This is a genomic window from Mycobacteriales bacterium, assembly GCA_030697205.1.
Taxonomy (GTDB): domain Bacteria; phylum Actinomycetota; class Actinomycetes; order Mycobacteriales; family SCTD01; genus JAUYQP01.
The window spans coordinates 87,279-112,885 of the sequence record JAUYQP010000042.1 but is presented as its reverse complement, the minus strand read 5'-3'; the positions used below and the strand labels follow the sequence as shown (position 1 = coordinate 112,885).

The window sequence follows — 25,607 nt, the reverse complement described above, 5'->3', positions numbered from 1 at the left end:
TCTGACATGACTTCCAACCGCCGCACCCAGGGTGTCCTGGGCGAGAAGCTGGGCATGACCCAGGTCTTCGACGCCAACAACCGGATCGTCCCGGTGACCGTCGTCAAGGCCGGGCCGTGCGTGGTGACGCAGATCCGCACCGCGGACAAGGACGGCTACAGCAGCGTCCAGCTCGCCTACGGCGCGATCGACCCCCGCAAGGTCAACAAGCCGGTCGCCGGCCACTTCGCGAAGGCCGGCGTGCCGCCGCGCCGCCACCTCGTGGAGCTCCGCACCGCGGACGCCGCGTCGTACGAGCTGGGCCAGGAGATCACGGCCGAGCTGTTCGAGGCCGGCGCCAAGGTCGACGTCGTCGGCACCAGCCGCGGCAAGGGCTACGCCGGTGTCATGAAGCGCCACAACTTCAAGGGCCTCGGCGCCGGTCACGGCGTCCAGCGCAAGCACCGCTCGCCCGGTTCCATCGGGGCGTGCGCCACCCCGGGTCGCGTCTTCAAGGGCACCCGCATGGCCGGTCGCATGGGCAACGCCCGTACGACGACGCAGAACCTCGTCGTGCACGCGGTCGACGCCGAGCGCGGTCTGATCCTGCTCAAGGGCGCCGTCCCCGGTGCGATCGGCGGCCTCGTGCTCGTCCGCACCGCGGTGAAGAACGGTCTCGCCAAGGGCGGCGTGGAGAAGGTGAAGAAGTGACTCTTACTGTCGAGGTCAAGAGCGCGACCGGCACGACCGGTCGCAGCGTGGACCTGCCCGAGGACGTCTTCGGCGTCCAGGTCAACATCCCCCTCATCCACCAGGTCGTCGTCGCGCAGCTCGCTGCCGCCCGTCAGGGCACGCACTCGACGAAGACCCGTGGCGAGGTGCGCGGTGGTGGCCGCAAGCCCTACCGCCAGAAGGGCACCGGTCGCGCCCGTCAGGGCTCGACCCGCGCGCCGCAGTTCGCCGGCGGTGGCGTCGTGCACGGCCCCAAGCCGCGTGACTACGCCCAGCGCACCCCCAAGAAGATGAAGGCCCTCGCCCTGCGCGGTGCCCTCTCCGACCGGGCGGCGCACGAGCGCATCCACATCGTCGACTCCCTCGCGGGCGGCGACGCCCCGTCGACCAAGACGGCTGTGTCGCTGCTGGCGACGATCAGCGAGCGCAAGCACGTGCTCGTCGTGGCCGAGCGCACCGACGTCCTCACCTGGAAGTCGCTGCGCAACGCCAAGGCCGTGCACCTGCTCTCGCCGGGCCAGCTCAACACCTACGACGTGCTCGTCAGCGACGACATCGTCTTCACCGAGTCGGCCCTGGCCGTCTTCCTGGCCGGCCCGACCAAGGGCAAGTCGGCGAAGGCCAGTGCGAGCTCGAGCGACGTCGCCGGTGATACTGCGCCCGACGCGCTCGTCAAGGAGGAGTCCGCATGAGCGACCTGACCGACCCCCGCGACATCCTGCTCGCACCGGTCATCTCGGAGAAGAGCTACGGCCTGCTCGACGAGGACAAGTACACGTTCATCGTCTCGCCCGACGCCAACAAGACCCAGATCAAGATCGCGGTCGAGAAGGTCTTCGGCGTCAAGGTCGCGTCCGTCAACACCCTCAACCGCCAGGGCAAGCGCAAGCGGACCAAGTCCGGCTTCGGCAAGCGCGCCGACAGCAAGCGCGCGATCGTCACCCTGCGCGAGGGCCGCATCGAGATCTTCGGGGGCCCGGTCGCCTAGGCGACCGGACCTCCAGAGCTGAAGGACTGACATGGGCATCCGCAAGTACAAGCCGACCACCCCGGGCCGTCGTGGCTCCAGCGTGGCCGACTTCGCCGAGATCACGCGCTCCACGCCGGAGAAGTCGCTGGTCCGTCCCCTGCACAGCAAGGGCGGCCGCAACGCCACCGGGCGCATCACCACCCGTCACCAGGGTGGTGGCCACAAGCGCGCCTACCGCGTCATCGACTTCCGTCGTCACGACAAGGACGGCGTGCCGGCCAAGGTCGCTCACATCGAGTACGACCCCAACCGCACCGCCCGCATCGCGCTGCTGCACTACGCGGACGGCGAGAAGCGCTACATCGTGGCGCCCAAGGGCCTGTCCCAGGGCGACACCGTCGAGGCCGGTCCGACCGCGGACATCAAGCCGGGCAACGCGCTCCCGCTGCGCAACATCCCGACCGGTACCACGATCCACAACATCGAGCTCCGCCCCGGCGGCGGCGCGAAGATGGCCCGCTCCGCGGGTGCGAGCGTCCAGCTCGTCGCCAAGGACGGTCCCTACGCGCAGCTGCGTCTGCCCTCGGGCGAGGTCCGCAACGTCGACATCCGCTGCCGCGCGACCGTCGGCGAGGTCGGCAACGCCGAGCAGAGCAACATCAACTGGGGTAAGGCCGGCCGCATGCGCTGGAAGGGCAAGCGCCCCTCCGTCCGTGGTGTCGCCATGAACCCCGTCGACCACCCGCACGGCGGTGGCGAGGGCAAGACCTCCGGTGGACGCCACCCGGTCAACCCCGCCGGCAAGCCCGAGGGTCGCACGCGTCGCCGCAAGGCCAGTGACGCGATGATCGTCCGCCGCCGCAAGACCAACAAGAAGCGCTAGGGGATACCGCCGTGCCGCGCAGCCTGAAGAAGGGGCCCTTCGTCGACGACCACCTGCTCAAGAAGGTGGACGTGCAGAACGAGAAGGGCACCAAGAACGTGATCAAGACCTGGTCGCGTCGCTCCACGATCATCCCCGACATGCTCGGGCACACGCTCGCCGTGCACGACGGCCGCAAGCACGTCCCGGTCTTCGTGACCGAGGCGATGGTCGGTCACAAGCTCGGCGAGTTCGCGCCCACGCGCACCTTCCGCGGTCACATCAAGGACGACCGGAGGGCCCGTCGTGGCTGAGAACAAGACCCGGCACCTGCCGGCCAACGCCGCCCTGGCCCAGGCGCGCTACGTCCGCATGACGCCGATGAAGTGCCGTCGCGTCATCGACCTGGTCCGCGGCCTGCCCGTCCAGGAGGCCCTCGACATCCTGCGGTTCGCGCCGCAGGCCGCCTCGGAGCCGATCGCCAAGGTCGTCGCGAGCGCCATCGCCAACGCCGAGCACAACAAGCAGCTCGACGCGCGTGACCTCTTCATCGCGCAGGCCTACGTCGACGAGGGTCCGACCCTCAAGCGCTTCCGGCCGCGTGCGCAGGGCCGTGCCTTCCGCATCCGCAAGCGCACGTCCCACATCACCGTGGTGGTGCAGTCGCTGGTCGACGACGCCGCCACGACCACCTCTGGTTCGAAGGGCAGGGCCCGCTAGTGGGTCAGAAGGTCAACCCCCACGGCTTCCGGCTCGGCATCTCGAGCGACTGGACGTCTCGCTGGTACGCCGACCGCAACTACGCGGAGTACGTCAAGGAAGACGTCGCGATCCGCAAGCTCATGTCCAAGGGCATGGAGCGGGCCGGCATCTCCAAGGTCGAGATCGAGCGCACCCGTGACCGTGTCCGCGTGGACATCCACACGGCGCGCCCGGGCATCGTCATCGGCCGCCGCGGCGCCGAGGCCGACCGCATCCGCGGCGACCTCGAGAAGCTGACCGGCAAGCAGGTCCAGCTCAACATCCTCGAGGTCAAGAACCCCGAGTCCGACGCGCAGCTGGTCGCGCAGGGCGTCGGCGAGCAGCTGTCGTCGCGCGTCAGCTTCCGCCGCGCGATGCGCAAGTCCATGCAGTCCGCGCTCAAGGGCCCGGGCGTCAAGGGCATCCGCGTGCAGTGCGCCGGCCGCCTCGGCGGTGCCGAGATGAGCCGCTCGGAGTTCTACCGCGAGGGGCGCGTGCCGCTGCACACCCTGCGCGCGAACATCGACTACGGCCAGTACGAGGCCAAGACGACCTTCGGCCGCATCGGCGTGATGGTCTGGATCTACAAGGGCGACGTCGTCCAGTCCCGCGCCGAGCGCGAGGCGCAGGAGGCCGAGATCCGCCAGGCCCGTCGTGACCGCCCGACCCGTCGTGGTCCGCGCTCCGGCTCCACCGGCACCACCGCCGGCGGCACCGAGGCCGGTCGCGCGTCGGTCGACGGTGGTCCGGAGAGCCCCGAGCTCGAGTCGCCCGCCGTCGAGACCGCTGTTGTCGAGACGCCGGCTGTCGAGACGCCCGCTGTCGAGACCGCTGCTGTCGAGACGCCCGCCGTCGAGACCGCTGGCGAGACCGCCCCCGAGACCGCCCCCGAGACGGAGGCCTGATCATGCTGATCCCCCGCAGGGTCAAGCACCGCAAGCAGCACCACCCCGACCGCAGCGGTGCGGCCAAGGGCGGCACCGAGCTGGCGTTCGGCACCTACGGCATCCAGGCTCTCGAGCCCGCCTACGTGACCAACCGCCAGATCGAGTCCGCGCGTATCGCGATGACCCGCCACATCAAGCGTGGTGGAAAGGTCTGGATCAACATCTACCCGGACCGTCCGCTGACCAAGAAGCCGGCCGAGACCCGCATGGGTTCCGGTAAGGGCTCGCCCGAGTGGTGGGTGGCCAACGTCAAGCCGGGTCGCATCCTGTTCGAGCTCGCGGGTCCGCCGGAGCCGCTGGCGCGCGAGGCCATGCGCCGCGCCATCCACAAGCTGCCGATGAAGTGCCGCTTCGTCGTCCGGGAGGTGGGTGACTGATGGCCGACACCACGACGCAGGAGATCCGCGACCTCGCTGACGAGGAGCTGGTGGCTCGCCTCAGCGAGCACAAGGAGGAGCTGTTCAACCTCCGCTTCCAGGTCGCCACCGGCCAGCTGGACAACAACCGGCGGCTGCAGAAGGTGCGCCGCGACATCGCCCGCATCTACACGGTCATGCGCGAGCGCGAGCTCGGCATCGTCCGGACGGGCACCACCGCATGAGCAGCACGAGTGAGGGAACTGTGAGCACCCCCGAGACGACCAGCGACGAGCGCGGCTTCCGCAAGACCCGTGAGGGCCTCGTGGTCAGCGACAAGATGGACAAGACCGTCGTGGTCGCCGTCGAGGACCGCGTGCAGCACCCCCTCTACAAGAAGACGCTGCGTCGTACCAACAAGCTCAAGGCGCACGACGAGGCCAACGCCTGTGGCGTCGGCGACCGGGTCCTGCTCATGGAGACCCGACCCCTGTCGGCGACCAAGCGCTGGCGCGTCGTCGAGATCCTCGAGAAGGCGAAGTAGTCCCACCCCCGGACCGCGAGGTCCACTAGCGAGCCCGCGTCCCGCGAGGGATACGGGGTTCACACCAGGAGACACAGTGATCCAGCAGGAGTCGCGACTGCGCGTCGCCGACAACACGGGTGCGAAGGAAGTCCTTTGCATCCGGGTGCTCGGCGGCTCGGGCCGGCGCTACGCGGGCATCGGCGACATCATCGTCTGCACCGTCAAGGACGCCCTGCCCGGCGCGGGCGTCAAGAAGGGCGACGTCGTCAAGGCTGTCGTCGTGCGCACCGTCAAGGAGCGTCGTCGTCCAGACGGCTCCTACATTCGCTTCGACGAGAACGCGGCGGTCCTGATCAAGGACGGCGGCGACCCGCGTGGCACCCGCATCTTCGGCCCGGTCGGCCGTGAGCTTCGTGACAAGAAGTTCATGAAGATCATCTCGCTCGCACCGGAGGTGCTGTAGCCATGGCAGGCCTCTTCGTGAAGAAGGGCGACACCGTCCAGGTGATCTCCGGCAAGGACCGCGGCGTCACGGGCAAGGTCATCTCGGCCGACCCCGAGCGCTCGCGCGTCCTCGTCGAGGGCGTCAACCGGATCAAGCGCCACACCAAGATCACGCAGTCGACCCGCGGTTCGCAGCAGGGCGGCATCGTGACGCAGGAGGCGGCCGTGCACGTGAGCAACGTGCAGGTCGTCTGCCCCACCTGTGGCAAGCCCACCCGCATCGGCAAGCGCACCGGTGAGCCGGACGTGACGGGCAAGGCCCGCAGCTCCCGCTACTGCAAGCGCTGCAACGGAGACATCTGATGACGACCGCTGAGACCCCCGCCCGCGAGCTGCCGCGCCTCAAGCAGCGCTACCGCGCGGAGATCAAGCCGGCGCTGCTGGAGCAGTTCTCCTACGGCAACGCGATGCAGATCCCCGGCGTCGTCAAGGTCGTCGTCAACATGGGTGTCGGCGACGCGGCCAAGGACTCCAAGCTCATCGACGGTGCGCTCAAGGACCTCACGGCCATCACCGGCCAGAAGCCGCAGCTGCGCCGCGCGACCAAGTCGATCGCGCAGTTCAAGCTGCGCGAGGGCATGCCGATCGGCGCGAAGGTCACCCTCCGCGGCGACCGCATGTGGGAGTTCCTCGACCGGCTGGTGACGATCGCGCTGCCGCGCATCCGCGACTTCCGCGGCCTGTCGCCCAAGCAGTTCGACGGCAACGGCAACTACACGTTCGGCCTCAACGAGCAGTCGATGTTCCACGAGATCGACGTCGACAGGGTCGACCGCGTGCGCGGCATGGACATCACGGTCGTCACGACGGCCACCAACGACGACGAGGGACGCGCGCTGCTCAAGGCGCTCGGCTTCCCGTTCAAGGAGCTGTAGAGATGGCGAAGAAGGCCCTCGTCGAGAAGGCGAAGCGCAAGCCGAAGTTCGCGGTGCGCGGCTACACCCGCTGCAACCGCTGCGGCCGTCCGCGCGCGGTGTACCGCACGTTCGGGCTCTGCCGCATCTGCGTGCGCGAGATGGCGCACGCGGGCGAGCTGCCCGGCATCACCAAGTCCTCCTGGTAGTCCACCTCTTCGTCGTAGGCCCTGGAGACAGGGAACCCCGGCGGGAAAGGCCTGAAGGCCACCCAACATGACCATGACCGATCCCATCGCGGACATGCTGACCCGCGTGCGCAACGCCAACTCGGCGTACCACGACACCGTCGCCATGCCGCACAGCAAGATCAAGACCCACATCGCCGAGATCCTCCAGCAGGAGGGCTACATCGCGGGTTGGAAGGTCGAGGACGGCGAGAAGGGCAAGGTCCTCTCGATCGACCTCAAGTACGGCCCCAACCGCGAGCGCTCCATCGCCGGCGTCCGTCGGGTCAGCAAGCCCGGCCTGCGCGTCTACGCCAAGGCCGGCCAGCTGCCCAAGGTCCTCGGCGGGCTCGGCGTCGCGATCATCTCGACGTCGGCCGGCCTGCTCACTGACCGCCAGGCCAACAAGAAGGGCGTGGGTGGGGAAGTCCTCGCCTACGTCTACTAGACAGGAAGGAACGTCCCACCATGTCTAGAATTGGCCGCCTGCCCATCCCCGTCCCTGCCGGCGTCGAGGTCACCCTCGACGGCCAGCACGTCACGGTGAAGGGCCCCAAGGGCACCCTGACGCACACGATCGCCGAGCCGATCCGGCTCGAGCGCACCGAGGAGGGCACGCTCGTCGCGACCCGCCCGGACGACAACCGGGAGAGCCGCAGCCTGCACGGGCTCACCCGCAGCCTGGTGGCCAACATGGTCACCGGCGTGACCGAGGGCTACGCCAAGGCCATGGAGATCCGTGGCGTCGGCTACCGCGTCGCGGCCAAGGGCTCGGACCTCGAGTTCGCCCTCGGCTACAGCCACCCGGTGCCGGTCCTGGCGCCGGAGGGCATCACCTTCGAGGTGGCGAGCCCGACCAAGTTCACGGTCAAGGGCATCGACAAGCAGAAGGTGGGCGAGGTCGCCGCCAACATCCGCAAGCTCCGCAAGCCCGACCCGTACAAGGGCAAGGGCGTCCGCTACGAGGGCGAGCAGATCAAGCTCAAGGTCGGGAAGACGGGTAAGTAATGGCGAACATCTCTGGCATCCGCAGGCTGGGCAAGGCCCGCCGGCACTTCCGCATCCGCAAGCGCGTCAGCGGCACCCCGGCGCGTCCGCGCCTGGTCGTCACCCGCTCGTCGCGCCACATCACCGCCCAGGTCGTGGACGACCTCGCCGGCCACACCCTGGCCAGCGCGTCGACCCTCGAGCTGCGTGCCTCCGGGGAGGGCGACAAGAGCGCCCGCGCCCGCGAGGTCGGCGCCCTCGTCGCGCAGCGCGCGAAGGACAAGGGCATCGGCGCGGTCGTCTTCGACCGCGGCGGCAACAAGTACCACGGCCGCATCGCCGCGCTGGCTGACGGCGCCCGCGAGAACGGCCTGGAGTTCTGATGAGCAGCACAGACCTGCACACCCTGATGGAGAGGTACCTCTGATGCCCGGACAGCAGCGCCGCGGTGGGACTGGCGCGGCCGGCGGCACCGGAGCGGCTGGTGGCGACCGCCGCGACAACCGCGGCGGTGGCCGTGGTGAGCGCGGTGCCCCCGCCGAGAAGAGCAACCACATCGAGCGCGTCGTCGCGATCAACCGCGTCGCCAAGGTCGTGAAGGGTGGTCGTCGCTTCAGCTTCACCGCCCTCGTGGTCGTGGGCGACGGCGACGGCCAGGTCGGCGTGGGCTACGGCAAGGCCAAGGAGGTGCCGGCCGCGATCGCCAAGGGCGTCGAGGAGGCCAAGAAGCACTTCTTCCGCGTGCCGCGCATCGGCTCGACGATCCCGCACCCGATCCAGGGCGAGGCCGCTGCCGGCGTCGTGCTCCTCAAGCCGGCCAGCCCGGGTACCGGCGTCATCGCCGGTGGCCCCGTGCGCGCCGTCCTGGAGTGCGCCGGCATCCACGACGTGCTCTCGAAGTCGCTCGGGTCCTCCAACCCGATCAACATCGTGCACGCCACGGTCGCCGCGCTGCAGGGCCTCGTGCGCCCCGAGGAGATCGCCGCCAAGCGCGGCCTGACCCTCGAGGAGGTCGCTCCGGCGGCCATGCTCCGGGCTCGTGCCCAGGCTGCGAGCGGTGCCTGATGGGGCGCCTGAAGGTCACCCAGATCAAGTCCGGAATCGGCGGCAAGCAGAACCAGCGCGACACCCTGCGCTCGCTCGGCTTGAAGCGGATCTCCGACACCGTCGTCAAGGAGGACCGCCCCGAGATCCGCGGGATGGTCAACACCGTCACGCACCTCGTGTCGGTCGAGGAAGTGGACTGAGATGGCCGACAGCACGCTGAAGGTGCACCACCTGCGGCCGGCCCCTGGCGCGAAGACCGCCAAGACCCGCGTCGGTCGTGGTGAGGCGTCCAAGGGCAAGACCGCAGGTCGTGGCACCAAGGGCCAGAAGGCCCGCTACCAGGTCCCGGCCGCCTTCGAGGGCGGGCAGATGCCGCTGCACATGCGGCTGCCCAAGCTCAAGGGCTTCAAGAACCGGTTCCGCACGGAGTACCAGGTCGTCAACCTCGACAAGATCGCCGAGCGGTTCCCGCAGGGCGGCACGGTCGGCGTCGACGAGCTGGTCGCCAAGGGCCTGGTCCGCGACAACCGCCTCGTGAAGGTCCTCGGTGGTGGCGACCTCGCCGTCAAGCTCGAGATCACCGCGCACGCCTTCTCGGCCTCGGCCAAGGAGAAGATCGGCGCGGCCGGCGGCAGCACCACCGAGCTGTAGCACCGCGCGCACGAGCCGCCGGCCCCCCGCGGGGGACCGGCGGCTCGCGGCGTCTGACGGCCCCGCACGTGACCGCTTCGCCCCGCGGTCACCACCGCTGCGGCTGTTACAGTCCCCGCAGCGCGGCGGGCACCCGACCCGTCCCGCCCGCACGCCTAGACAGACCTGCTCGACAGACCTGCCACACCGACCCGTACCGCACCGCGCGGACGGACGCCAGGAGGATCCGTGCTCACCGCCTTCGGCCGGGCCTTCAAGACCCCGGACCTGCGCAGGAAGCTGCTGTTCACCCTGGCGGTCATCGGGCTGTACCGGATCGGGTCCGTCGTGCCGGGGCCCGGCGTCTCCTACGTCGCGATCCAGAACTGCCTGGAGCAGGTCGAAGACAACTCGCTCTACGGGCTGGTCAACCTGTTCAGCGGCGGTGCGCTGCTGCAGCTGAGCGTCTTCGCGCTCGGGATCATGCCCTACATCACGAGCTCGATCATCGTGCAGCTGCTCATCGTGGTGATCCCGCGGTTGGAGACGCTCAAGCAGGAGGGCCAGTCCGGCCAGGCCAAGCTCACGCAGTACACCCGCTACCTCACGGTCGCGCTGGCGGTCCTGCAGTCCACCGGCATCGTGGCGCTGGCGCGCAGCGGCAGGCTCTTCCCGCAGTGCACGCAGGAGATCATCCCCGACCAGGGCATCGTGCGGATCCTGGTGCTCGTCGTGACCCTCACCGCCGGCACCGCCGTGGTCATGTGGCTCGGCGAGCTGATCACCGACCGCGGCGTCGGCAACGGCATGTCGGTGCTGATCTTCACCTCGATCATCTCGAGCGTCCCGTCCGGCGCACTGCGCGTGTGGCAGCAGCCGCGCGGCCCCTTCATCCTCGTCGCCATCGGCGTGCTCGCCCTCGTCGTCATCACCCTCGTGGTCTTCGTCGAGCAGGCCCAGCGCCGCATCCCGGTGCAGTACGCCAAGCGCATGATCGGCCGCAGGATGTACGGCGGGACGAGCACCTACATCCCGTTGAAGGTCAACCAGGCCGGCGTCATCCCGGTGATCTTCGCGAGCTCGCTGCTCTACCTGCCGCAGCTGCTGTCCCAGATCTTCCCGGACAACCGCTCGGTGACCGGCTTCATCAACCGCCATCTCGTCGACCCCGGTGACCCCGTCTACCTGTCGCTGTACTTCGCGCTCATCGTCTTCTTCACCTACTTCTACGTCGCGATCACGTTCAACCCGGTCGAGGTCAGCGACAACATGAAGAAGTACGGCGGCTTCGTCCCCGGCATCCGCCCGGGCCGGGCCACCGCCGAGTACCTCGACTACATCCTGTCGCGCATCACCAGCTTCGGGGCGCTCTACCTCGGCCTGGTCGCGGTGCTGCCCTACTTCCTGTTCACCTTCGCGACCGACAGCTCGCAGTTCCCCTTCGGCGGCACCGCCGTGCTCATCGTCGTAGGGGTCGGGCTCGAGACCGTCAAGCAGGTCGAGAGCCAGCTCATGCTGCGCAACTACGAAGGCTTCCTGAGGTAGTGCGCCTCGTCCTGGTGGGGCCACCTGGCGCGGGCAAGGGGACCCAGGCGCAGTTCATCGCCGAGCACGTCGCCGTGCCCAAGATCTCCACGGGCGACATCTTCCGCGCCAACGTGAGCGCAGGGACGCCGCTCGGCCTCGAGGCCAAGAAGTTCATGGACAAGGGCGACCTCGTGCCCGACCAGGTCACCATCGACATGGTCCGCGACCGCCTCGCACAGGACGACGCGCAGGTCGGCTTCCTGCTCGACGGCTTCCCGCGCACCGTCCCGCAGGCCGAGGTCCTCGACGACATGCTGCGCGAGGCCGGTGCCAAGCTCGACGTGGTGCTCGAGCTCGTCGTCGACAACGACGAGGTCGTGCGCCGGCTGTCCGGCCGGCGGACCTGCCGCAGCTGCAACCACATCTGGCACGTCGAGTTCGACCCGCCCGCCACAGCCGACGTGTGCGATCTCGACAGCGGCGAGCTCTTCCAGCGGGAGGACGACAAGCCCGCGACGGTCGAGAACAGGCTCGAGGTGTACGACGAGCAGACCGCTCCGCTGGTGTCCTACTACGCCAGTCGCGGCGTGCTCGTGGGGATCGACGCGACCGGGCCGGTCGACGACGTGACCACCCGTGCGATCGACGCGCTGCGCCCCTTCCGCCGCGACGGGCACTGAGCCGCATCGTGGCTGGAGCTGGCCGCGGTTCGCGCCGCCCGCGCGGCGTCACCGTCAAGACCGCTGAGCAGGTCCGGCTCATGCGCCGCGCCGGCCTGGTCGTGGCCGAGGCGCTGGACCGGATGCGTGCAGCCGTGGCGCCGGGCGTCAGCACTGCCGACCTCGACGGCATCGGCCGCGACGTCCTGCGCGAGCGCGGCGCGGTGTCGAGCTTCCTCGGCTACCACGGCTTCCCCGGCGTCATCTGCGCCTCGGTCGGCGAGCAGGTCGTCCACGGGATCCCCGGAGACCGGGTGCTGCGCGAGGGCGAGCTGTGCTCGATCGACTTCGGCGCGATCGTCGAGGGGTGGCACGGAGACGCCGCGATCACGGTTCCCGTCGGGGAGTGCGCCGCGGATGTGCTGGAGCTCAACCGCGTCACGGAGGAGAGCCTGTGGGCCGCGCTCGCCGTCGTCCGCGACGGCGCGCGGCTGTCCGACATCGGGGCCGAGGTCGAGCGGGTGGTGCGTCCCCACGGCTACGGCCTGCTCGACGACTACACCGGGCACGGCATCGGCACCTCGATGCACGAGCCGCCGCACGTCCCCAACACCGCGCCCCAGGGCCCGGGCAAGGGCATGGCGCTCACCCGCGGCATCGTGCTGGCCGTCGAGCCGATGGCCACGCTCGGCTCACCGGAGGTCCTCGAGCTCGACGACGGCTGGACCGTCGTCACCAGGGACGGGCTGCAGGCCTCCCACTGGGAGCACACCGTCGCCATCACCGAGCACGGCCCGTGGGTCCTCACCGCCACGGACGGCGGAGCCGTCCGGCTCGGCACGAGCCTGCCGGCTGAGCTCACCGGCTGAGCTCACCGGCTGAACCCACCGATTCAGCTCAGCCCGTGCGGCAGGTGTCACCCAGCCGACAGAGCCGTTGCGCCCCTGGGCCCGAGGCGGCAGCCTCAGGGGGTGCCGTCCCGAGTCGGCGCAAGACGAGGGGGAGTGGATGAGCGCCGGCGACGGTGAGAGCACCGACGACGTGCGCGCCCACCTCCTGGACGACGCTGTCCGGTTATCGCCCGCCCTGCTCGCATCCCACCCACGGCCCCCCGTCACAGGAGGGTCCGTGCTCACCGACACCCGCCAGGCCAGCTCCACGGGGGTCAGCGCGCCCAGCCGGCTGCTCGCCGGGTCGTCCGCGCTGCTCGTCGTCGACGTCACCGCCCAGGAACCCGTCACCGGGACCGTGCGCGTCCAGCTCGACAGCCCGCAGGAGCACGGCGCGGTGCTGGCCGAGGGTGAGCTCGACCCCGGCGGCCGCGCGATGCTCACCGTGGTGTTGCCGCTCGGCGAGCACGTCCTGCGCGTCGCCTACTCCGGGGACGCCCGCTGCGCTCCGAGCTCCTGCGCGCGGGTGCTGCGGGTCGAGGCGCACCCGACGCTCGTCACGCTCGCGGGCAGCCGTGGTCCGGTCCCGTCCGGGGAGACGGTCGTGCTCACCGCCCGGGTCAGCAGCAGCGAGGAGAGCCGGGCTCCGTCCGGCACGGTGCTGTTCCTCGACGGCGGCCGTGAGCTCGGCTCTGCGCGGCTCGGCGCGGACGGTGCCGCAGTCCTTCCGGTCGCGGCGCTCGGCACGGGTGTCCACCGCATCGTCGCGGCGTACTCCGGTGATGGCTCCCACGCCGCGTCGCGTTCGACCCCTATCCCGCAGGCCGTCGCCGTCGCGGCGGTGCAGACCCGGCTGGCACTCGAGCGGGTCGTGATCGGGCAGGAACTCGGCGTGACCGTCACGGTCGTGGACGCCGTGACCGCCCTGCCGCTGCCGACAGCGAGCGGAGAGGTCGTGCTCTCCTCGTCCTCGTCCTCGCTGCGGGTCGCGCTGCTCGACGGCGTCGCCCGGGTGCGGCTCCCGGCCCTCGGCGGTGAGGCGTGGCGGGTCGACTACGCCGGCGACGCCGAGCACGCTGCCTGCGCGACCGTGTCATGACCGACAACCCCGGCGGCCCCGACGGCTCGGCCGTCGACCCGACCGGTGAGCCGGCTCTGGGTTCGCTGCTCGACCGGCTGGCCGCGCTGGCGGGCGACCTCGGCCCGGTGCTCTCTCCGGGCGGCTACGACGACCTCGTCGAGGCCGTCACGGCGACCGCGATGCGGATGTTCGGCGCGGCCGCCTGCTCGCTGGCCCTGCTCACCGAGGACGACTCCGAGCTCGTCTTCACCACCGTCGTGGGCGCTGGCGCCGAGGCCGTGAAGGGATTGCGCGTGCCGTCGGGGCACGGCATCGCCGGGTGGGTCGCGATGTCCGGGCAGCCGCTCGTCGTGTCCGACCTGCGCTCCGACCCGCGGTGGAGCGGCCCGGTCGACGACGGCAGCGGCTACACGCCGAGGAGCATCCTCGCGGCACCCATCGCGACCTCGGACCGGCTGCTCGGGGTGCTGGAGGTCCTGGACCGCAGCGAGGACCGACCGGAGGCCTCGGCCGACATGGAGCTGCTCGGCCTCGTCGCGGACCAGGCGGCGCTGGCTCTGGAGGGCGCGCGGGCCTTCGACGACTTCGGACGACGCCTGGTGCGGGCGCTCGCGGTCTCGGCCGCGCTCGACGCCGAGCTGTCCGAGGTGCTCGACGCCGCGGCCGCCCGCGTCCACCCGCCCGAGAGCGACCTGCTCGAGCTCGCGGCGCTGTTCGGCGAGCTGGGCAGGCTCGACGCGGAGCAGCGCCGGCTCGCGGTGCGGGTCGTCCGCGAGTTCGTGGCCACAGCAGGGCAACGGCAGGCACGGCAGCAGGCAGGGCGGCTCGCGGGCCGCACGGGGCGGGGGCGCCCGGGCTACCCGGGGACGGCCCCACCGTGACGCGTCCGTGACAGCTCTCCGGCCCGCCTGGTCGGAGCAGTTCGAACCCGGGCGACTGCGACCGGTCACCCCCCTGCCACTGGTCGCGAGGATCACCCGGGAGTGGGCCTTCGGGTCCTCCACCGGAGCCGGCGTGGACGTCGCGGTCATCGACAGCGGCGTCGAGGCCGACCACCCCGACATCGGCGGGCTCGCCTCCTCGGTCGCGCTGTCCTTCGACGCCTCGGCGCCCGACCTCGTCCGGGTCGAGGAGGGCCCGCACGAGGACCTGTTCGGGCACGGGACCGCGGTCGCGGGCGTGGTCAGGTCCCTGGCGCCGGACTGCCGGCTGCACAGCGTGCGGGTGCTGGGTGACCGACTCACCGGCCGCGGTCCGGTCTTCGCCGCGGGGTTGCGCTGGGCGGTCGAGCACGGCATGCGCGTGGTCAACCTGTCGCTGTCGACGGGGAAGGAGGAGTACCACGGGCTGTTCCACGACCTCGCCGACGAGGCCTACTTCCGCGGGGTCGCCCTCGTCTGCGCGGTCAACAACGCACCGGTGGCGTCGTACCCCTCCCAGTACGCCGCGGTCCTGTCCGTCGCCTCCCACCCCCGCCGCGACCCGGAGCGGTTCGACTACAACCCCGACCCGCCGGTCGAGTTCGGCGCGCCCGGCATCGACGTCGAGGTCGCCTGGCGGGGCGGTTCCCGGCTGGTCGCGACCGGCAACTCCTTCGCCGCACCGCACATCACCGGGCTGGTGGCGCGACTGCTCGGCAACCACCCCGAGCTCACGCCGTTCCAGGTCAAGACCGTCCTGCACGCCCTCGCCGACAACGCCACCCTCTGACCCGCCCCCACCCCGCCCCTCCTGCATAGTGATCTTCGCCGTGTTGCGGGCGGTCACGCTCAGCCCGCCGCAAGGAGGCGAAGATCGTCCGGGGTGGGTTCGGGGTGGTGTCCGGGCGAGGGTCCGGGTGCGGAGGGGTGGGGAGGGGGTGAGGGAGCGCCGGTGAGAGCGAGGTCACACGGCATCCGCGCCGGGCGAGCGCAGGGGGAGTTGGACCGCAGCGCGGTTCCGACGTAGACTTCCCGTTCGGACTGCGCTCCGCCGTGTCCGCATGCCCACCGGGCTGCGGACCATGCTCCCGGGCAGCTCCACCCGCACCACCAATCTGCACCACCAAGCCGACGGATCGTGGAGGACATGCCGAAGAAGGACGGGGCCATCGAGATCGAGGGCCGAGTCGTCGAGCCGCTCCCCAACGCGATGTTCCGCGTGGAGCTGCAGAACGGCCACAAGGTCCTGGCCCACATCAGCGGCAAGATGCGGCAGCACTACATCCGCATCCTCCCCGAGGACCGCGTGGTCGTGGAGCTCTCGCCCTACGACCTCACCCGCGGTCGCATCGTCTACCGCTACAAGTAGAGGAACGAGTTCCCGTGAAGGTCAAGCCGAGCGTCAAGCCCATCTGCGACAAGTGCCGCGTCATCCGGCGCAACCGTCGCGTGATGGTCATCTGCTCGTCCAGCGCCCGCCACAAGCAGCGCCAGGGCTAGTCAGCCAGCTCAACGCACCACCCGCACCACACAAGCACGAGGCGCACCCACCCGCTGCTCGCAGCGGACACCCCCGGTCGGAGGCCGGGGCCCCTCCTGGGCAGGAGGGGGCAGGGATCGCGCACACGACCTCCGCATGCAGAAGGAGATAGCCCGCACATGGCACGCCTTGCTGGCGTCGACCTCCCCCGCGAGAAGCGGTTGGAGATCGCGCTCACCTACATCTACGGCATCGGCCGTACCCGCGCGCAGCAGACGCTCGCCGAGACCGGCGTCTCGCCGGACGTCCGCGTCAAGGACCTCGGCGACGACGACCTCGTCAAGCTGCGCGACTGGATCGACGCCAACTACAAGGTCGAGGGAGACCTGCGCCGCGAGGTCGCCCAGGACATCCGCCGCAAGATCGAGATCGGCTGCTACCAGGGCATCCGTCACCGCCGCGGCCTGCCGGTCCACGGGCAGCGCACGCACACCAACGCGCGCACCCGCAAGGGCCCGAAGAAGACCGTCGCCGGCAAGAAGAAGCCGAAGAAGTAGTGACTACCCGCCCCGTCACGGCAGACGTCACCGACCACCTCGAGAAGAAGAGCTGACATGCCTCCCAAGACCCGCACCGGCGCCGGCGTGAAGAAGGTCCGCCGCAAGGAGAAGAAGAACGTCGCGCACGGCCAGGCGCACATCAAGTCGACGTTCAACAACACGATCGTCTCGATCACCGACCCGCAGGGCAACGTGATCGCCTGGGCCTCCGCCGGCCACGTCGGCTTCAAGGGCTCGCGCAAGTCCACGCCGTTCGCCGCTCAGATGGCCGCGGAGAACTGCGCCCGCAAGGCGCAGGAGCACGGCATGAAGAAGGTCGACGTGTTCGTGAAGGGCCCGGGTTCGGGCCGCGAGACGGCGATCCGCTCGCTGCAGGCGACCGGCCTCGAGGTCGGCTCGATCAGCGATGTCACCCCGGTGCCGCACAACGGTTGCCGTCCGTCCAAGCGCCGTCGCGTCTGACCCGGAAGAGAGACACACAGATATGGCCCGCTATACGGGTGCCGACTGCCGCCGCTGCCGTCGCGAGAAGATGAAGCTGTTCCTCAAGGGCAGCAAGTGCGAGTCCCCGAAGTGCCCGATCGAGATCCGTCCCTACCCCCCGGGTGAGCACGGCCGCGGTCGCACCAAGGACTCCGAGTACCTCCTGCAGATGCGCGAGAAGCAGAAGTGCGCGCGCATCTACGGCGTGCTCGAGAAGCAGTTCCGCGGCTACTACGAGGAGGCGAACAAGAAGACCGGCAAGACCGGTGAGAACCTGCTCGTCATCCTCGAGAGCCGCCTCGACAACGTCGTCTACCGCGCCGGCTTCGCGACCTCTCGCGACCACGCCCGGCAGGCCGTGCGCCACGGACACGTCCTGGTCAACGGCAAGAAGGTCGACATCCCGTCGTACCGCGTCACCGCGAGCGACATCGTCGAGATCCGCCCGAAGAGCCGCGAGCTGACGCCCTACGTCATCGCCCGCGAGACCCACGGCGACCGGCAGCCGCCGGCGTGGATGGAGGTCATCTCCTCGCAGATGCGCGTCCTCGTGCACAACCTCCCGGCCCGCCAGGTGATCGACACCCCGGTCCAGGAGCAGCTGATCGTCGAGCTCTACAGCAAGTAGCACCATCCCGGCCGGGGCAGACGGACGCCCCGGCCGGGCGAAAGACCGCGCGGACCCGTCATCCGCGCGCAGACGCGACGTCATATGGCGGACGCCGCGGACAGGTCCCGGAAGGACTCTTCGTGCTCATCGCACAGCGCCCCACCCTCACCGAGGAGCCGGTCAGCGAGTACCGCTCCCGCTTCATCCTCGAGCCGCTCGAGCCCGGTTTCGGCTACACCCTCGGCAACTCGATCCGCCGCACGCTGCTGTCGTCGATCCCCGGTGCCTCGGTCACGAGCATCCGCATCGACGGCGTCCTGCACGAGTTCACCACCGTCCCGGGGGTGAAGGAAGACGTCACCGACCTCATCCTCAACCTCAAGGAGCTCGTGGTCTCCTCGGAGTCCGACGAGCCGGTCGTGATGTACCTGCGAAAGCAGGGCCCCGGCCCGGTCACCGCCGCGGACATCGCGCCCCCCGCGGGCGTCGAGATCCACAGCCCCGACCTGCACATCGCGACCCTCAACGGCAAGGGCCGCCTGGAGATCGAGCTGACCGTCGAGCGCGGTCGCGGCTACGTCTCCGCCGTGCAGAACAAGCAGGTCGGCCAGGAGATCGGCCGCATCCCGGTCGACTCCATCTACTCGCCGGTCCTCAAGGTGACCTACAAGGTCGAGGCCACCCGCGTCGAGCAGCGCACCGACTTCGACCGCCTCGTCATCGACGTCGAGACCAAGCCGTCGATCACCCCGCGCGACGCGATCGCGTCGGCCGGCAAGACCCTCGTGGGCCTGTTCGGTCTCGCGCAGGAGCTCAACGCCGAGGCCGAGGGCATCGACATCGGCCCGTCGCCGACCGACGCCGCTCTCGCGGCCGACCTCGCGCTGCCGATCGAGGAGATGGACCTCACCGTCCGCTCCTACAACTGCCTCAAGCGCGAGGGCATCCACACCGTGGGCGAGCTCGTCTCGCGCTCGGAGGCCGACCTGCTCGACATCCGCAACTTCGGTGCGAAGTCGATCGACGAGGTCAAGGTCAAGCTGCACCAGATGGGCCTCGCCCTCAAGGACAGCCCGCCCGGGTTCGACCCGAGCCAGATCGTCAACCAGTACGGCACCGACGAGTTCGGCAACCCGAGCTTCTCCGACCCGGCCGACGACGACCAGTCGTTCGCCGAGGACGAGCAGCTCTAGCAGGAACCACAGCACGGCCCGGTACGACGCAAGGCCCGTCCTTGCGTCGTACCGGTGGCAGGCAGGGCCCCCGCACCCGCGGCGGCGCCCCCACGGACCGAACACGGTCCCGCACCTGGAAGGAACGACATGCCTACGCCCACCAAGGGTCCGCGCATGGGCGGCAGCCCGGCGCACGAGCGCCTCATGCTCGCCAACCTCGCGACCGCGCTGCTCGAGCACGGCCGGATCACCACGACCGAGGCCAAGGCCAAGCGCCTGCGCCCCTACGTCGAGAAGCTCATCACCTTCGGCAAGCGCGGTGACCTGCACGCCCGTCGCCAGGTCCTCAAGGTCGTGCGCGACAAGTCGGTCGTGCACGAGCTGTTCGAGACGATCGGCCCGCGCTACGAGAACCGCCCGGGTGGCTACACCCGCATCCTCAAGGTCGGCAACCGCAAGGGCGACAACGCGCCGATGGCGATCATCGAGCTCGTCGAGGCCCTCACGGTGGCCCAGCAGGCCGTCGGCGAGGCCGAGCGCGCCCGTGGCACCAAGACCGCCCCGAAGAAGGCCCCGACCGGCGCGACGCTCGAGGCTGCCGAGGACCTGAAGGCCGAGTCCCCGACCGCCGCCGCCGTCGCCGCCGAGGCTGACGCCGCTGCGCGTGACGAGGCTGCCGAGGCCGGCGCCGCTGTCGACGCCGAGGTCACCGAGGCCCCCGCCGCGGAGCCGGTCGAGGAGACCGCCCCCGAGGAGACTGCTCCCGAGGAGGCTGCGCCCGAGGAGGCTGCTCCCGAGGCTGCTGCTGCCGAGGAGCCGGTCCAGGGCGACCTGCTCGCCGAGGGCGACGCCACCGAGGACAGCACCGAGGGCGACACCAAGTAGTCCTGCACGTCCGTCGAGCCCGTCACCCCACCCGGGGTGGCGGGCTCGACGCTTGTCCACAGTCGGCCCTTGGCCGCAGCGATGACGTCGGTCAGACTGGCCGCATGCGCACCGTGATCCTGGGAGAGCGACCCCCGGAGCTCCAGGCCTTCTTGGAGCGGCGCCGCGCGCTCGGGCAGGACACCTACGACGAGGTGTGGGAGGGGGCCTACCACGTGGCTCCCTACGCGCACAGCCACCACGGCCTCGTGCAGGCCGAGATCCTGTTCGCCCTGACCGGTCGCGCCAAACGACGTGGACTCGCCGCTCTCAGCGGGTGCAACATCGGTAGCCCCACGAACTTCCGGGTCCCGGACGGCGTGCTGTGCGCGACCGCGCCGCACACCGTCTACGTCCCGACCGCGCTGCTCGTCGTCGAGGTGCTCAGCCCGGACGACGAGACCTTGGCCAAGCTCCCGTTCTACGCCGGCAGGGGCATCCACGACGTCGTGGTCGCCGACCCGCAGGAGCGCTGGGTCCGGTGCTACGACCTGCGATCGGGTCAGGCAGTGCTCACCGACCGCAGCAGCGTCCTCGACCTCGCGATGGCCGACCTCGAGGCCGAGATCACCTGGCCGTGACCGCGCGGTGGCTCGTCAGGTGAACAGGCCGCGGATGTCGTCGGCGGTCATCGCCGAGCCGGTCATCGCGTCGTCGTCGACGACCTGCGCGAACAGGTCGCGCTTGCGCTGCTGCAGCGCGACCACCTTCTCCTCGATGGTGTCGGTCGCGACCAGGCGGTAGACCATCACGGTCTTGGACTGCCCGATGCGGTGAGCACGGTCGACGGCCTGGGCCTCCGCAGCGGGGTTCCACCAGGGGTCGAGGACGAAGACGTAGTCGGCCTCGGTGAGCGTCAGGCCCACCCCGCCGGCCTTGAGGCTGATGAGGAACACCGGTGCGGTGCCCTCGGTGAACTCCGCGATCCGGGCCGGCCGGTTGCGGGTGCGGCCGTCGAGGTAGCAGTAGCCGATGCCCTCGGCGTCGAGGCGGGCCTTGACCAGCCCGAGGAAGCCGGTGAACTGGCTGAAGACCAGCACCCGGTGGCCCTCGGCGACGACCTCCTGTAGCTGCTCCAGCAGCACGTCGATCTTGCTCGACCGGACCTTGCCGGCGTGCGCGTCGTCGACCAGCGACGCGTCGAGGGCGAGCTGGCGCAGCACCGTGAGCGAGCGCAGGATCGCGATCCGGTTGCGCTGCAGGTCGTCGAGCAGCCCGAGGACGCGCTGCCGCTCGCGGGCGAGGTGCTTGTCGTAGACCTTGCGGTGCGCGGGGTTGAGCTCGACCGGCAGGACCTGCTCGACCCTCGGAGGTAGGTCGACCGCGACCTGGTCCTTGGTGCGACGCAGCATCAGGGGGCGGATCCGCCTGCGCAGCGCGGCGAGCACCTCGGGCGAGGAACCGCTCTCGATCGGCCGGCGGTAGAGTTCGGTGAAGCGCTGCGGGTTGGGGAACAGGCCCGGTGCCGTGATCGAGAGCATCGACCACAGGTCCATGAGGGAGTTCTCGAGCGGCGTGCCGGTGATGGCGAGCTTGAAGGGCGCGCGCAGCCGCCGCGCGCACTGGTAGGTCTTGGCCTGGTGGTTCTTCACGAACTGGGCCTCGTCGAGCACCAGCCCCGACCAGGTGAGGCCCTGATAGGCGTCCTCGTCGATGCGGAACAAGGCGTACGACGTGATCACGACGTCGGCGTCACCGACCAGGTCGGCGAGCTCGAGGCCGCTGCGCGCCGCGGTCTCGGTCACGGCGACGACCGTCAGGGACGGGGCGAAGCGCGCGGCCTCACGGGCCCACGTCGCCACGACGCTGGTCGGCGCCACGACCAGCAGCGGCCCTGCCGTGCCACCGACGGTGCCCTGCTCCTGCGCCCGCAGGGTCATCGCCAGCGCCTGGACGGTGTTGTGCGTGACGATGTGGTGCTCAGTCACGAACAGCTTGTCAGGGGCGTCGACGGCGATGCAGGTCACCGGTGCGGGGCCCGCGGGTTCGATCGCGCTGATGATGCGTCCCGGTGGGTACTTCGTCGGAGCCACCCATCGAGCGGCCTTGCGGGGAAGGCGGAACGGGCAGATCGTCAGCTTCACGTTGACCCGGTAGGCGTGCGATCCGTCCGGGAGGACCCGGCTCCCGCGTCGGACGATGCCGCCGAGGGACTCGGTCAGGTGCGCGACGGCGTCGGCGAGGTCCTGGCTCACGCTGCCGAACTCGTTGGTGCTGTTGGGTCCGGCCGACCCGTCGGTGTCCATGAGGCCCTGAAGCAGGGCGAGTCGCTGGTCGGCAGCAGCATGCAGGTAGGTGTCAGGGACGAACTTGTGGTGGCTCCCGAGTCCCCACAGCCCGAGGTCCCGCAGCGCTGAGGTCAGCGGATTGCGGTGGTCAGGTCCGCACCCGCTCAAGCGGTAGTCGTAGGCGCTCGCGTGAACGGGGCGTACGGGTGCGGGCAGTAGGGGCTGGAGGAGGTCGAGCAGCTCCACGTCTGCGGTGGACACCATCGGCGTGCTCTGCCGGAGGCAGCCGTCGCCGAGAAGCACGCCCAGCAGGTACGGGTCCAGCGGCAGCTCTGCGTGCGGGTGCTGCACCGGCGCGACGACCGGGATGCGCCACTTCCGGTTGCCCGCGCCGTCGACGAGGTCGGTCGCCAGGGCCTGCGTCTCGACGACCGTCCAGTCGTCAGGATGACGGTGCCCGTTCTGGACGTGCTGGACGGCCCAGAGATGCTCGCCGTCTACGACCACGCTGGCACCGTCGTTGAAGCGGACCCGGAAGGTCGGCAGCAGACCCCTGTCGTAGACCCCGGTCACCGTGTGCGCCGCGCCGTCACGGCCGATCACCTGGTGACCGGGCTGCAGGTCCTCGACCTTGGTCCACCCACCGGGGACGAGCACCCGAGTCCCGTGCGCTAGTCCCTTCCCCAGTCCCATGTCGTCGGCGAGGATCCCGCCGAGCTGGTGGTCCCAGAGCAGCGAGAGCCAGTGGTAGCCCTCCAGCTGGTAGGGCCGCAGGGTGGCCTGGAGCCCCGCGGGCGGCGGTGGCGTCGGCAGGGTCTCGAGGGCGAGCAGGCCCCCGACGGTCGCGCTCCAGCGGGCGCTCTGGTGCTCGACGACGCCGAGGCCGACGAGCTCCTCCCACAGGCCGGCGTGGAAGGGCGTGAGGCGCAGCCCGGTCGACTCGCGGTCGGTGAGTGCTCGGGCCTCCTCGACGACGCGGCGCAGCGCGACGAGCTCGGGCCGGTCGAGGCCGAACCACGTGCCGCTCGGGAGCAGCAGCTCCTCCTGGCCGTGGGCGATCGCGGCGAGCAGGTCGGCGACGGGCACGTCCTCGTCCGCGACGGACACGCTCACCTGCAGGTCGAACCAGTCGGTCTGGTCGCTGTCCTTCGTCGACACCGTGATCCGCGGCGGCTCGGAGCTCTCGCCGTAGCTCGCGGGCTCGCCGGTCACCTCCACGACCACGCCGTCGAGCGCGCGGATCAGCGGCAGGGTGTCGCGGACGAAGCGGGCTGTCGCCATGCCCTCGAGCACGGTCTCCGCGACGAGGCGGGCGTGGCCGAAGGGGTCGCGGTCGACCCCGGGCAGGTCGGGCAGGCCGGCGACGAGCGCGCGCTCGGCGACGAGGTCGCGGGTGACGGTCTGGTCGGCGCCGCGGACCAGGGTCACCTGGTCACCGCTCGGGTAGCCGACGCACCAGCCGAGCACGGTGCGGTGGCCCGGCTCGAAGGCCACCTGCAGGACCAGGTGCGGCGGGCGCACCTCGGGCAGCTCGACGCTGCCGTCGAGCGAGACCAGCGCGGCGCGGCGTCGCAGCGCGGGGTAGAAGCGCTGCAGGAAGTCGGGGACGTCGGACTCCGGCACCGTGACCGTGCCGCCCCGGGCGAGGGCGTCGGCGGCCGGTGCGAGCGGTGCGGTGAAGGGCAGCAGCAGCAACGCCTCCGCGTCGACGCGGAACGCGCCGTGGGCGGGCGCGCCGACGAGGACCAGGTCGTCGAGCGCCACGTCGGGCCCGTCGACGAGCCGCGCGACGGGCATCAGCGCGAGGTCGCCTCCGCGACGGCCGGCGTCGACGACGACGGTGGCCGGTGCGGCCAGCTCGACCTTGCGGTCCGCCGCCGTGGTGAGCAGCGCGATGCCGGTCTGCACGGCCCGGTCGATCAGCGCCCAGGCGGTCGGTCCGAGCTCGTCGAGGTGGACCGAGGTGTCGCCGTAGCCGTAGCCGTAGAAGGTCGAGCTCTGCCGGCTGCGCTGCGTGGTGAGGAACGCCCGCAGCACCTCGCGCTGGTCCGGCCCGACGGCGAGCCCGCTCCAGCGGTTGTCGACGTCGCGCCAGGTGGCGCCGGTCCGCACCCAGCGACCGTTCTTGCCGGGGACGACCGCGCGCAGCCTGAGCCGGGGCGTGCCCGCAGTCGCGTCGTGGCGGGACGGGGTGGCGGACACGAGCTCGAGCTGCAGCCCGACGGGTGCGCTCTCCGGCTCGGCGTCGGGAGGGCCGAGCAGCGGGGCCAGGCGGGCCTCCCACTCGCGCACGACCGACAGGGCGGGCGATGCAGCCTGACCGGCGGCCCGGGCGAGCCGGCGGGCCGTGAGCACGACCGCGACGACGTGCTTGCAGTCGATCCCGATGGGGCAGCTGCACTCGCCGCCGACCTCGACCTCACCGTCGTAGACGTCGCCGGTCACCAGCGTCTCGTAGGCCCGGCCGCCGCTGCCCGACACGACCGCCTCGAGCGCGTCGTCGTCGCAGACCAGGGTCCGCACGGCCTGCTTCTTGGCGTAGAGCGCGCCCCGGGCGACCGATCCGCCCCCGCAGACCGCGATCAGGTCGTCGTCGGTGCAGCGCAGCAACCACTCGGGCCAGGGCGTGCGCAACGTGACCTGCATCCGACCTCCGCCTCGGGCTCCCGCGACAGACTAGGACCGGCGCCCGACAGCCCCCGCTACCGTGGTGGACCCGCACACCGGCGGTCGTGACGAGGAGCAGCGTGGACGCGCCGTGGGCCCCGACACCGCTCGAGCGGGCGCGGGAGCACGCCGTGGCCGAGGGGCTCGTCAGGGTGCGGATCGACCTGGCGTACGACGGGACCTCCTTCGCGGGCTGGGCGCAGCAGACCGACCGGCGCACCGTGCAGGGCGTCGTCCAGGACACGCTCGCGGTGCTGGTGCGAGGCGACGCACCGCGGGTGCAGGTGGCCGGCCGCACCGACGCGGGCGTGCACGCCCGGGGTCAGGTCGCGCACGTCGACCTCCCCGAGCCGGTCGCCCACGACCCGCGGTTGCTGCGCCGGCTCAACGGGCTGCTCCCCGAGGACGTGCGCGTGCGTCGTACCTCTGATGCTCCTGCGGGCTTCGACGCCCGCTTCTCGGCGGTGAGCCGGACCTACCGCTACCAGGTGAGCGACGGGCCGGAGCAGGTCGACCCGCTGCGCCGCCACGACACCCTCGCCTGGCCGCGGCCGCTCGACCTGGCCGCGATGGAGGAGGCGGCCACCGGTCTGCTCGGCGAGCACGACTTCGCGGCGTACTGCAAGAAGCGCGAGGGCGCGACGACGATCCGCGAGATCCTCGGGCTCGAGTGGCGGCGCGAGGACGTGCTGGTCATGACGGTGCAGGCCGACGCCTTCTGCCACTCGATGGTGCGCTCGCTCGTCGGCGGCTTCCTCGCGGTCGGCGAGAGGCGGCGCGAGCCGGCGTGGATGGCGGCGCTGCTCGACACCGGCGCCCGGGCGCAGGATATCGCGGTGGCGGCCCCGCACGGGCTGTCGCTCGAGCAGGTCGGCTACCCGCCCGACGAGGAGCTGCTCGCGCGGCAGGCCGTCACGAGGAACCTGCGCACGCAGGGAACCTCCAGCGGGGCCTAGGGCCTCCTGTATGCCGAAGGGGGTCAGCCACGTGGACGAGCGCAGTGCCGCGCACGACCGCTTCCGGCTGCTCGTCGACGAGAGA

Annotated in this window: 36 protein-coding genes; 35 read left to right on the top strand and 1 reads right to left on the bottom strand. The window is 70.8% G+C overall.

From position 1 onward, the window contains the following. Nucleotides 1-6: 6 nt before the first annotated feature. The 34 genes from rplC to Q8R60_13630 all read left to right on the top strand — a co-directional run bounded on the left by rplC (nucleotide 7) and on the right by Q8R60_13630 (nucleotide 20,252). Nucleotides 7-690 (top strand): 50S ribosomal protein L3, encoded by a 684-nt coding sequence (gene rplC, locus Q8R60_13795; GenBank protein MDP3713543.1) that lies wholly within the window; start codon nucleotides 7-9, stop codon nucleotides 688-690. Next, entirely contained in the window at nucleotides 687-1,403 is a 717-nt protein-coding gene (rplD, locus tag Q8R60_13790) for a 50S ribosomal protein L4 (GenBank protein MDP3713542.1), read from the top strand. Before rplC ends, rplD begins: the two co-directional genes overlap by 4 nt. After that, on the top strand, nucleotides 1,400-1,699 hold the full coding sequence (gene rplW / locus Q8R60_13785; protein MDP3713541.1) for a 50S ribosomal protein L23: 300 nt from the start codon (nucleotides 1,400-1,402) through the stop codon (nucleotides 1,697-1,699). Before rplD ends, rplW begins: the two co-directional genes overlap by 4 nt. A 31-nt stretch (nucleotides 1,700-1,730) precedes the next feature. Then, nucleotides 1,731-2,564, top strand: a complete 834-nt coding sequence (rplB, locus tag Q8R60_13780) for a 50S ribosomal protein L2 (GenBank protein ID MDP3713540.1) — start codon at nucleotides 1,731-1,733, stop codon at nucleotides 2,562-2,564. Between the two features lie 11 nt (nucleotides 2,565-2,575). Beyond that, on the top strand, nucleotides 2,576-2,857 hold the full coding sequence (gene rpsS, locus Q8R60_13775) for a 30S ribosomal protein S19 (protein MDP3713539.1): 282 nt from the start codon (nucleotides 2,576-2,578) through the stop codon (nucleotides 2,855-2,857). A 16-nt stretch (nucleotides 2,858-2,873) separates the two neighbouring features. After that, nucleotides 2,874-3,263, top strand: a complete 390-nt coding sequence (gene rplV, locus Q8R60_13770; GenBank protein MDP3713538.1) for a 50S ribosomal protein L22 — start codon at nucleotides 2,874-2,876, stop codon at nucleotides 3,261-3,263. Next, nucleotides 3,263-4,189, top strand: coding sequence for a 30S ribosomal protein S3 (gene rpsC, locus Q8R60_13765; protein MDP3713537.1), 927 nt, complete (start codon nucleotides 3,263-3,265; stop codon nucleotides 4,187-4,189). The genes rplV and rpsC overlap by 1 nt, the downstream gene beginning before the upstream one ends. Before the next feature lie 2 nt (nucleotides 4,190-4,191). Then, a complete protein-coding gene (rplP, locus tag Q8R60_13760) occupies nucleotides 4,192-4,608 on the top strand; it encodes a 50S ribosomal protein L16 (protein ID MDP3713536.1) in 417 nt (138 codons plus the stop codon). Then, entirely contained in the window at nucleotides 4,608-4,832 is a 225-nt protein-coding gene (gene rpmC / locus Q8R60_13755) for a 50S ribosomal protein L29 (GenBank protein MDP3713535.1), read from the top strand. Before rplP ends, rpmC begins: the two co-directional genes overlap by 1 nt. After that, nucleotides 4,829-5,131 carry a 30S ribosomal protein S17 gene (gene rpsQ / locus Q8R60_13750; GenBank protein ID MDP3713534.1) on the top strand — a complete coding sequence of 101 codons (303 nt, stop codon included), beginning with the start codon at nucleotides 4,829-4,831 and terminating at the stop codon, nucleotides 5,129-5,131. The genes rpmC and rpsQ overlap by 4 nt, the downstream gene beginning before the upstream one ends. A 76-nt stretch (nucleotides 5,132-5,207) precedes the next feature. Continuing rightward, entirely contained in the window at nucleotides 5,208-5,576 is a 369-nt protein-coding gene (gene rplN, locus Q8R60_13745) for a 50S ribosomal protein L14 (protein ID MDP3713533.1), read from the top strand. Nucleotides 5,577-5,578: 2 nt separating this feature from the next. Then, nucleotides 5,579-5,920 carry a 50S ribosomal protein L24 gene (gene rplX / locus Q8R60_13740; protein MDP3713532.1) on the top strand — a complete coding sequence of 114 codons (342 nt, stop codon included), beginning with the start codon at nucleotides 5,579-5,581 and terminating at the stop codon, nucleotides 5,918-5,920. Further along, nucleotides 5,920-6,492: a 50S ribosomal protein L5 gene (rplE, locus tag Q8R60_13735; GenBank protein ID MDP3713531.1), complete on the top strand. Its 573-nt coding sequence runs from the start codon at nucleotides 5,920-5,922 to the stop codon at nucleotides 6,490-6,492. Before rplX ends, rplE begins: the two co-directional genes overlap by 1 nt. Nucleotides 6,493-6,494: 2 nt before the next feature. Next, nucleotides 6,495-6,680, top strand: coding sequence for a type Z 30S ribosomal protein S14 (locus Q8R60_13730; protein MDP3713530.1), 186 nt, complete (start codon nucleotides 6,495-6,497; stop codon nucleotides 6,678-6,680). A gap of 67 nt (nucleotides 6,681-6,747) precedes the next feature. Continuing rightward, nucleotides 6,748-7,146, top strand: coding sequence for a 30S ribosomal protein S8 (gene rpsH, locus Q8R60_13725; protein ID MDP3713529.1), 399 nt, complete (start codon nucleotides 6,748-6,750; stop codon nucleotides 7,144-7,146). 20 nt (nucleotides 7,147-7,166) lie between these two features. Then, on the top strand, nucleotides 7,167-7,706 hold the full coding sequence (gene rplF / locus Q8R60_13720; protein ID MDP3713528.1) for a 50S ribosomal protein L6: 540 nt from the start codon (nucleotides 7,167-7,169) through the stop codon (nucleotides 7,704-7,706). Then, complete coding sequence (rplR, locus tag Q8R60_13715; protein MDP3713527.1) at nucleotides 7,706-8,068, top strand: 50S ribosomal protein L18; 363 nt, start codon at nucleotides 7,706-7,708, stop codon at nucleotides 8,066-8,068. The genes rplF and rplR overlap by 1 nt, the downstream gene beginning before the upstream one ends. Before the next feature lie 43 nt (nucleotides 8,069-8,111). Beyond that, a complete protein-coding gene (gene rpsE / locus Q8R60_13710; protein ID MDP3713526.1) occupies nucleotides 8,112-8,750 on the top strand; it encodes a 30S ribosomal protein S5 in 639 nt (212 codons plus the stop codon). After that, entirely contained in the window at nucleotides 8,750-8,932 is a 183-nt protein-coding gene (rpmD, locus tag Q8R60_13705) for a 50S ribosomal protein L30 (protein MDP3713525.1), read from the top strand. Before rpsE ends, rpmD begins: the two co-directional genes overlap by 1 nt. A 1-nt stretch (nucleotide 8,933) precedes the next feature. Beyond that, on the top strand, nucleotides 8,934-9,383 hold the full coding sequence (gene rplO, locus Q8R60_13700; protein MDP3713524.1) for a 50S ribosomal protein L15: 450 nt from the start codon (nucleotides 8,934-8,936) through the stop codon (nucleotides 9,381-9,383). Between the two features lie 228 nt (nucleotides 9,384-9,611). Beyond that, nucleotides 9,612-10,907: a preprotein translocase subunit SecY gene (gene secY, locus Q8R60_13695; GenBank protein ID MDP3713523.1), complete on the top strand. Its 1,296-nt coding sequence runs from the start codon at nucleotides 9,612-9,614 to the stop codon at nucleotides 10,905-10,907. Then, nucleotides 10,907-11,569 (top strand): adenylate kinase, encoded by a 663-nt coding sequence (locus Q8R60_13690; GenBank protein MDP3713522.1) that lies wholly within the window; start codon nucleotides 10,907-10,909, stop codon nucleotides 11,567-11,569. Before secY ends, Q8R60_13690 begins: the two co-directional genes overlap by 1 nt. An 8-nt stretch (nucleotides 11,570-11,577) precedes the next feature. Further along, on the top strand, nucleotides 11,578-12,417 hold the full coding sequence (gene map / locus Q8R60_13685; GenBank protein ID MDP3713521.1) for a type I methionyl aminopeptidase: 840 nt from the start codon (nucleotides 11,578-11,580) through the stop codon (nucleotides 12,415-12,417). 259 nt (nucleotides 12,418-12,676) lie between these two features. After that, a complete protein-coding gene (locus Q8R60_13680; GenBank protein ID MDP3713520.1) occupies nucleotides 12,677-13,537 on the top strand; it encodes an Ig-like domain-containing protein in 861 nt (286 codons plus the stop codon). Beyond that, nucleotides 13,534-14,400: a GAF domain-containing protein gene (locus Q8R60_13675; protein MDP3713519.1), complete on the top strand. Its 867-nt coding sequence runs from the start codon at nucleotides 13,534-13,536 to the stop codon at nucleotides 14,398-14,400. Before Q8R60_13680 ends, Q8R60_13675 begins: the two co-directional genes overlap by 4 nt. A 7-nt stretch (nucleotides 14,401-14,407) precedes the next feature. Then, nucleotides 14,408-15,229, top strand: a complete 822-nt coding sequence (locus Q8R60_13670) for a S8 family serine peptidase (protein MDP3713518.1) — start codon at nucleotides 14,408-14,410, stop codon at nucleotides 15,227-15,229. Nucleotides 15,230-15,586: 357 nt separating this feature from the next. Next, the gene (gene infA / locus Q8R60_13665; GenBank protein ID MDP3713517.1) at nucleotides 15,587-15,808 is read left to right on the top strand and encodes a translation initiation factor IF-1; all 222 of its coding nucleotides are present in this window, start codon (nucleotides 15,587-15,589) and stop codon (nucleotides 15,806-15,808) included. Between the two features lie 14 nt (nucleotides 15,809-15,822). Beyond that, nucleotides 15,823-15,939, top strand: a complete 117-nt coding sequence (gene rpmJ, locus Q8R60_13660) for a 50S ribosomal protein L36 (protein MDP3713516.1) — start codon at nucleotides 15,823-15,825, stop codon at nucleotides 15,937-15,939. 159 nt (nucleotides 15,940-16,098) lie between these two features. Further along, on the top strand, nucleotides 16,099-16,476 hold the full coding sequence (gene rpsM / locus Q8R60_13655; GenBank protein ID MDP3713515.1) for a 30S ribosomal protein S13: 378 nt from the start codon (nucleotides 16,099-16,101) through the stop codon (nucleotides 16,474-16,476). Between the two features lie 57 nt (nucleotides 16,477-16,533). After that, a complete protein-coding gene (rpsK, locus tag Q8R60_13650) occupies nucleotides 16,534-16,941 on the top strand; it encodes a 30S ribosomal protein S11 (GenBank protein MDP3713514.1) in 408 nt (135 codons plus the stop codon). Nucleotides 16,942-16,963: 22 nt separating this feature from the next. Then, entirely contained in the window at nucleotides 16,964-17,590 is a 627-nt protein-coding gene (gene rpsD, locus Q8R60_13645; protein ID MDP3713513.1) for a 30S ribosomal protein S4, read from the top strand. A 122-nt stretch (nucleotides 17,591-17,712) separates the two neighbouring features. After that, nucleotides 17,713-18,765, top strand: a complete 1,053-nt coding sequence (locus Q8R60_13640; protein ID MDP3713512.1) for a DNA-directed RNA polymerase subunit alpha — start codon at nucleotides 17,713-17,715, stop codon at nucleotides 18,763-18,765. Between the two features lie 129 nt (nucleotides 18,766-18,894). Continuing rightward, the gene (rplQ, locus tag Q8R60_13635; GenBank protein MDP3713511.1) at nucleotides 18,895-19,632 is read left to right on the top strand and encodes a 50S ribosomal protein L17; all 738 of its coding nucleotides are present in this window, start codon (nucleotides 18,895-18,897) and stop codon (nucleotides 19,630-19,632) included. A 104-nt stretch (nucleotides 19,633-19,736) separates the two neighbouring features. After that, the gene (locus tag Q8R60_13630) at nucleotides 19,737-20,252 is read left to right on the top strand and encodes a Uma2 family endonuclease (GenBank protein MDP3713510.1); all 516 of its coding nucleotides are present in this window, start codon (nucleotides 19,737-19,739) and stop codon (nucleotides 20,250-20,252) included. Nucleotides 20,253-20,267: 15 nt separating this feature from the next. On the opposite strand, the gene Q8R60_13625 is transcribed toward Q8R60_13630, so the two are convergent. Next, the gene (locus tag Q8R60_13625) at nucleotides 20,268-24,545 is read right to left on the bottom strand and encodes an SNF2-related protein (protein MDP3713509.1); all 4,278 of its coding nucleotides are present in this window, start codon (nucleotides 24,543-24,545) and stop codon (nucleotides 20,268-20,270) included. Between the two features lie 152 nt (nucleotides 24,546-24,697). Here Q8R60_13625 and truA point away from each other — a divergent pair, with 152 nt between their 5' ends. Further along, nucleotides 24,698-25,522: a tRNA pseudouridine(38-40) synthase TruA gene (gene truA, locus Q8R60_13620; GenBank protein ID MDP3713508.1), complete on the top strand. Its 825-nt coding sequence runs from the start codon at nucleotides 24,698-24,700 to the stop codon at nucleotides 25,520-25,522. Nucleotides 25,523-25,607 lie beyond the last annotated feature (85 nt).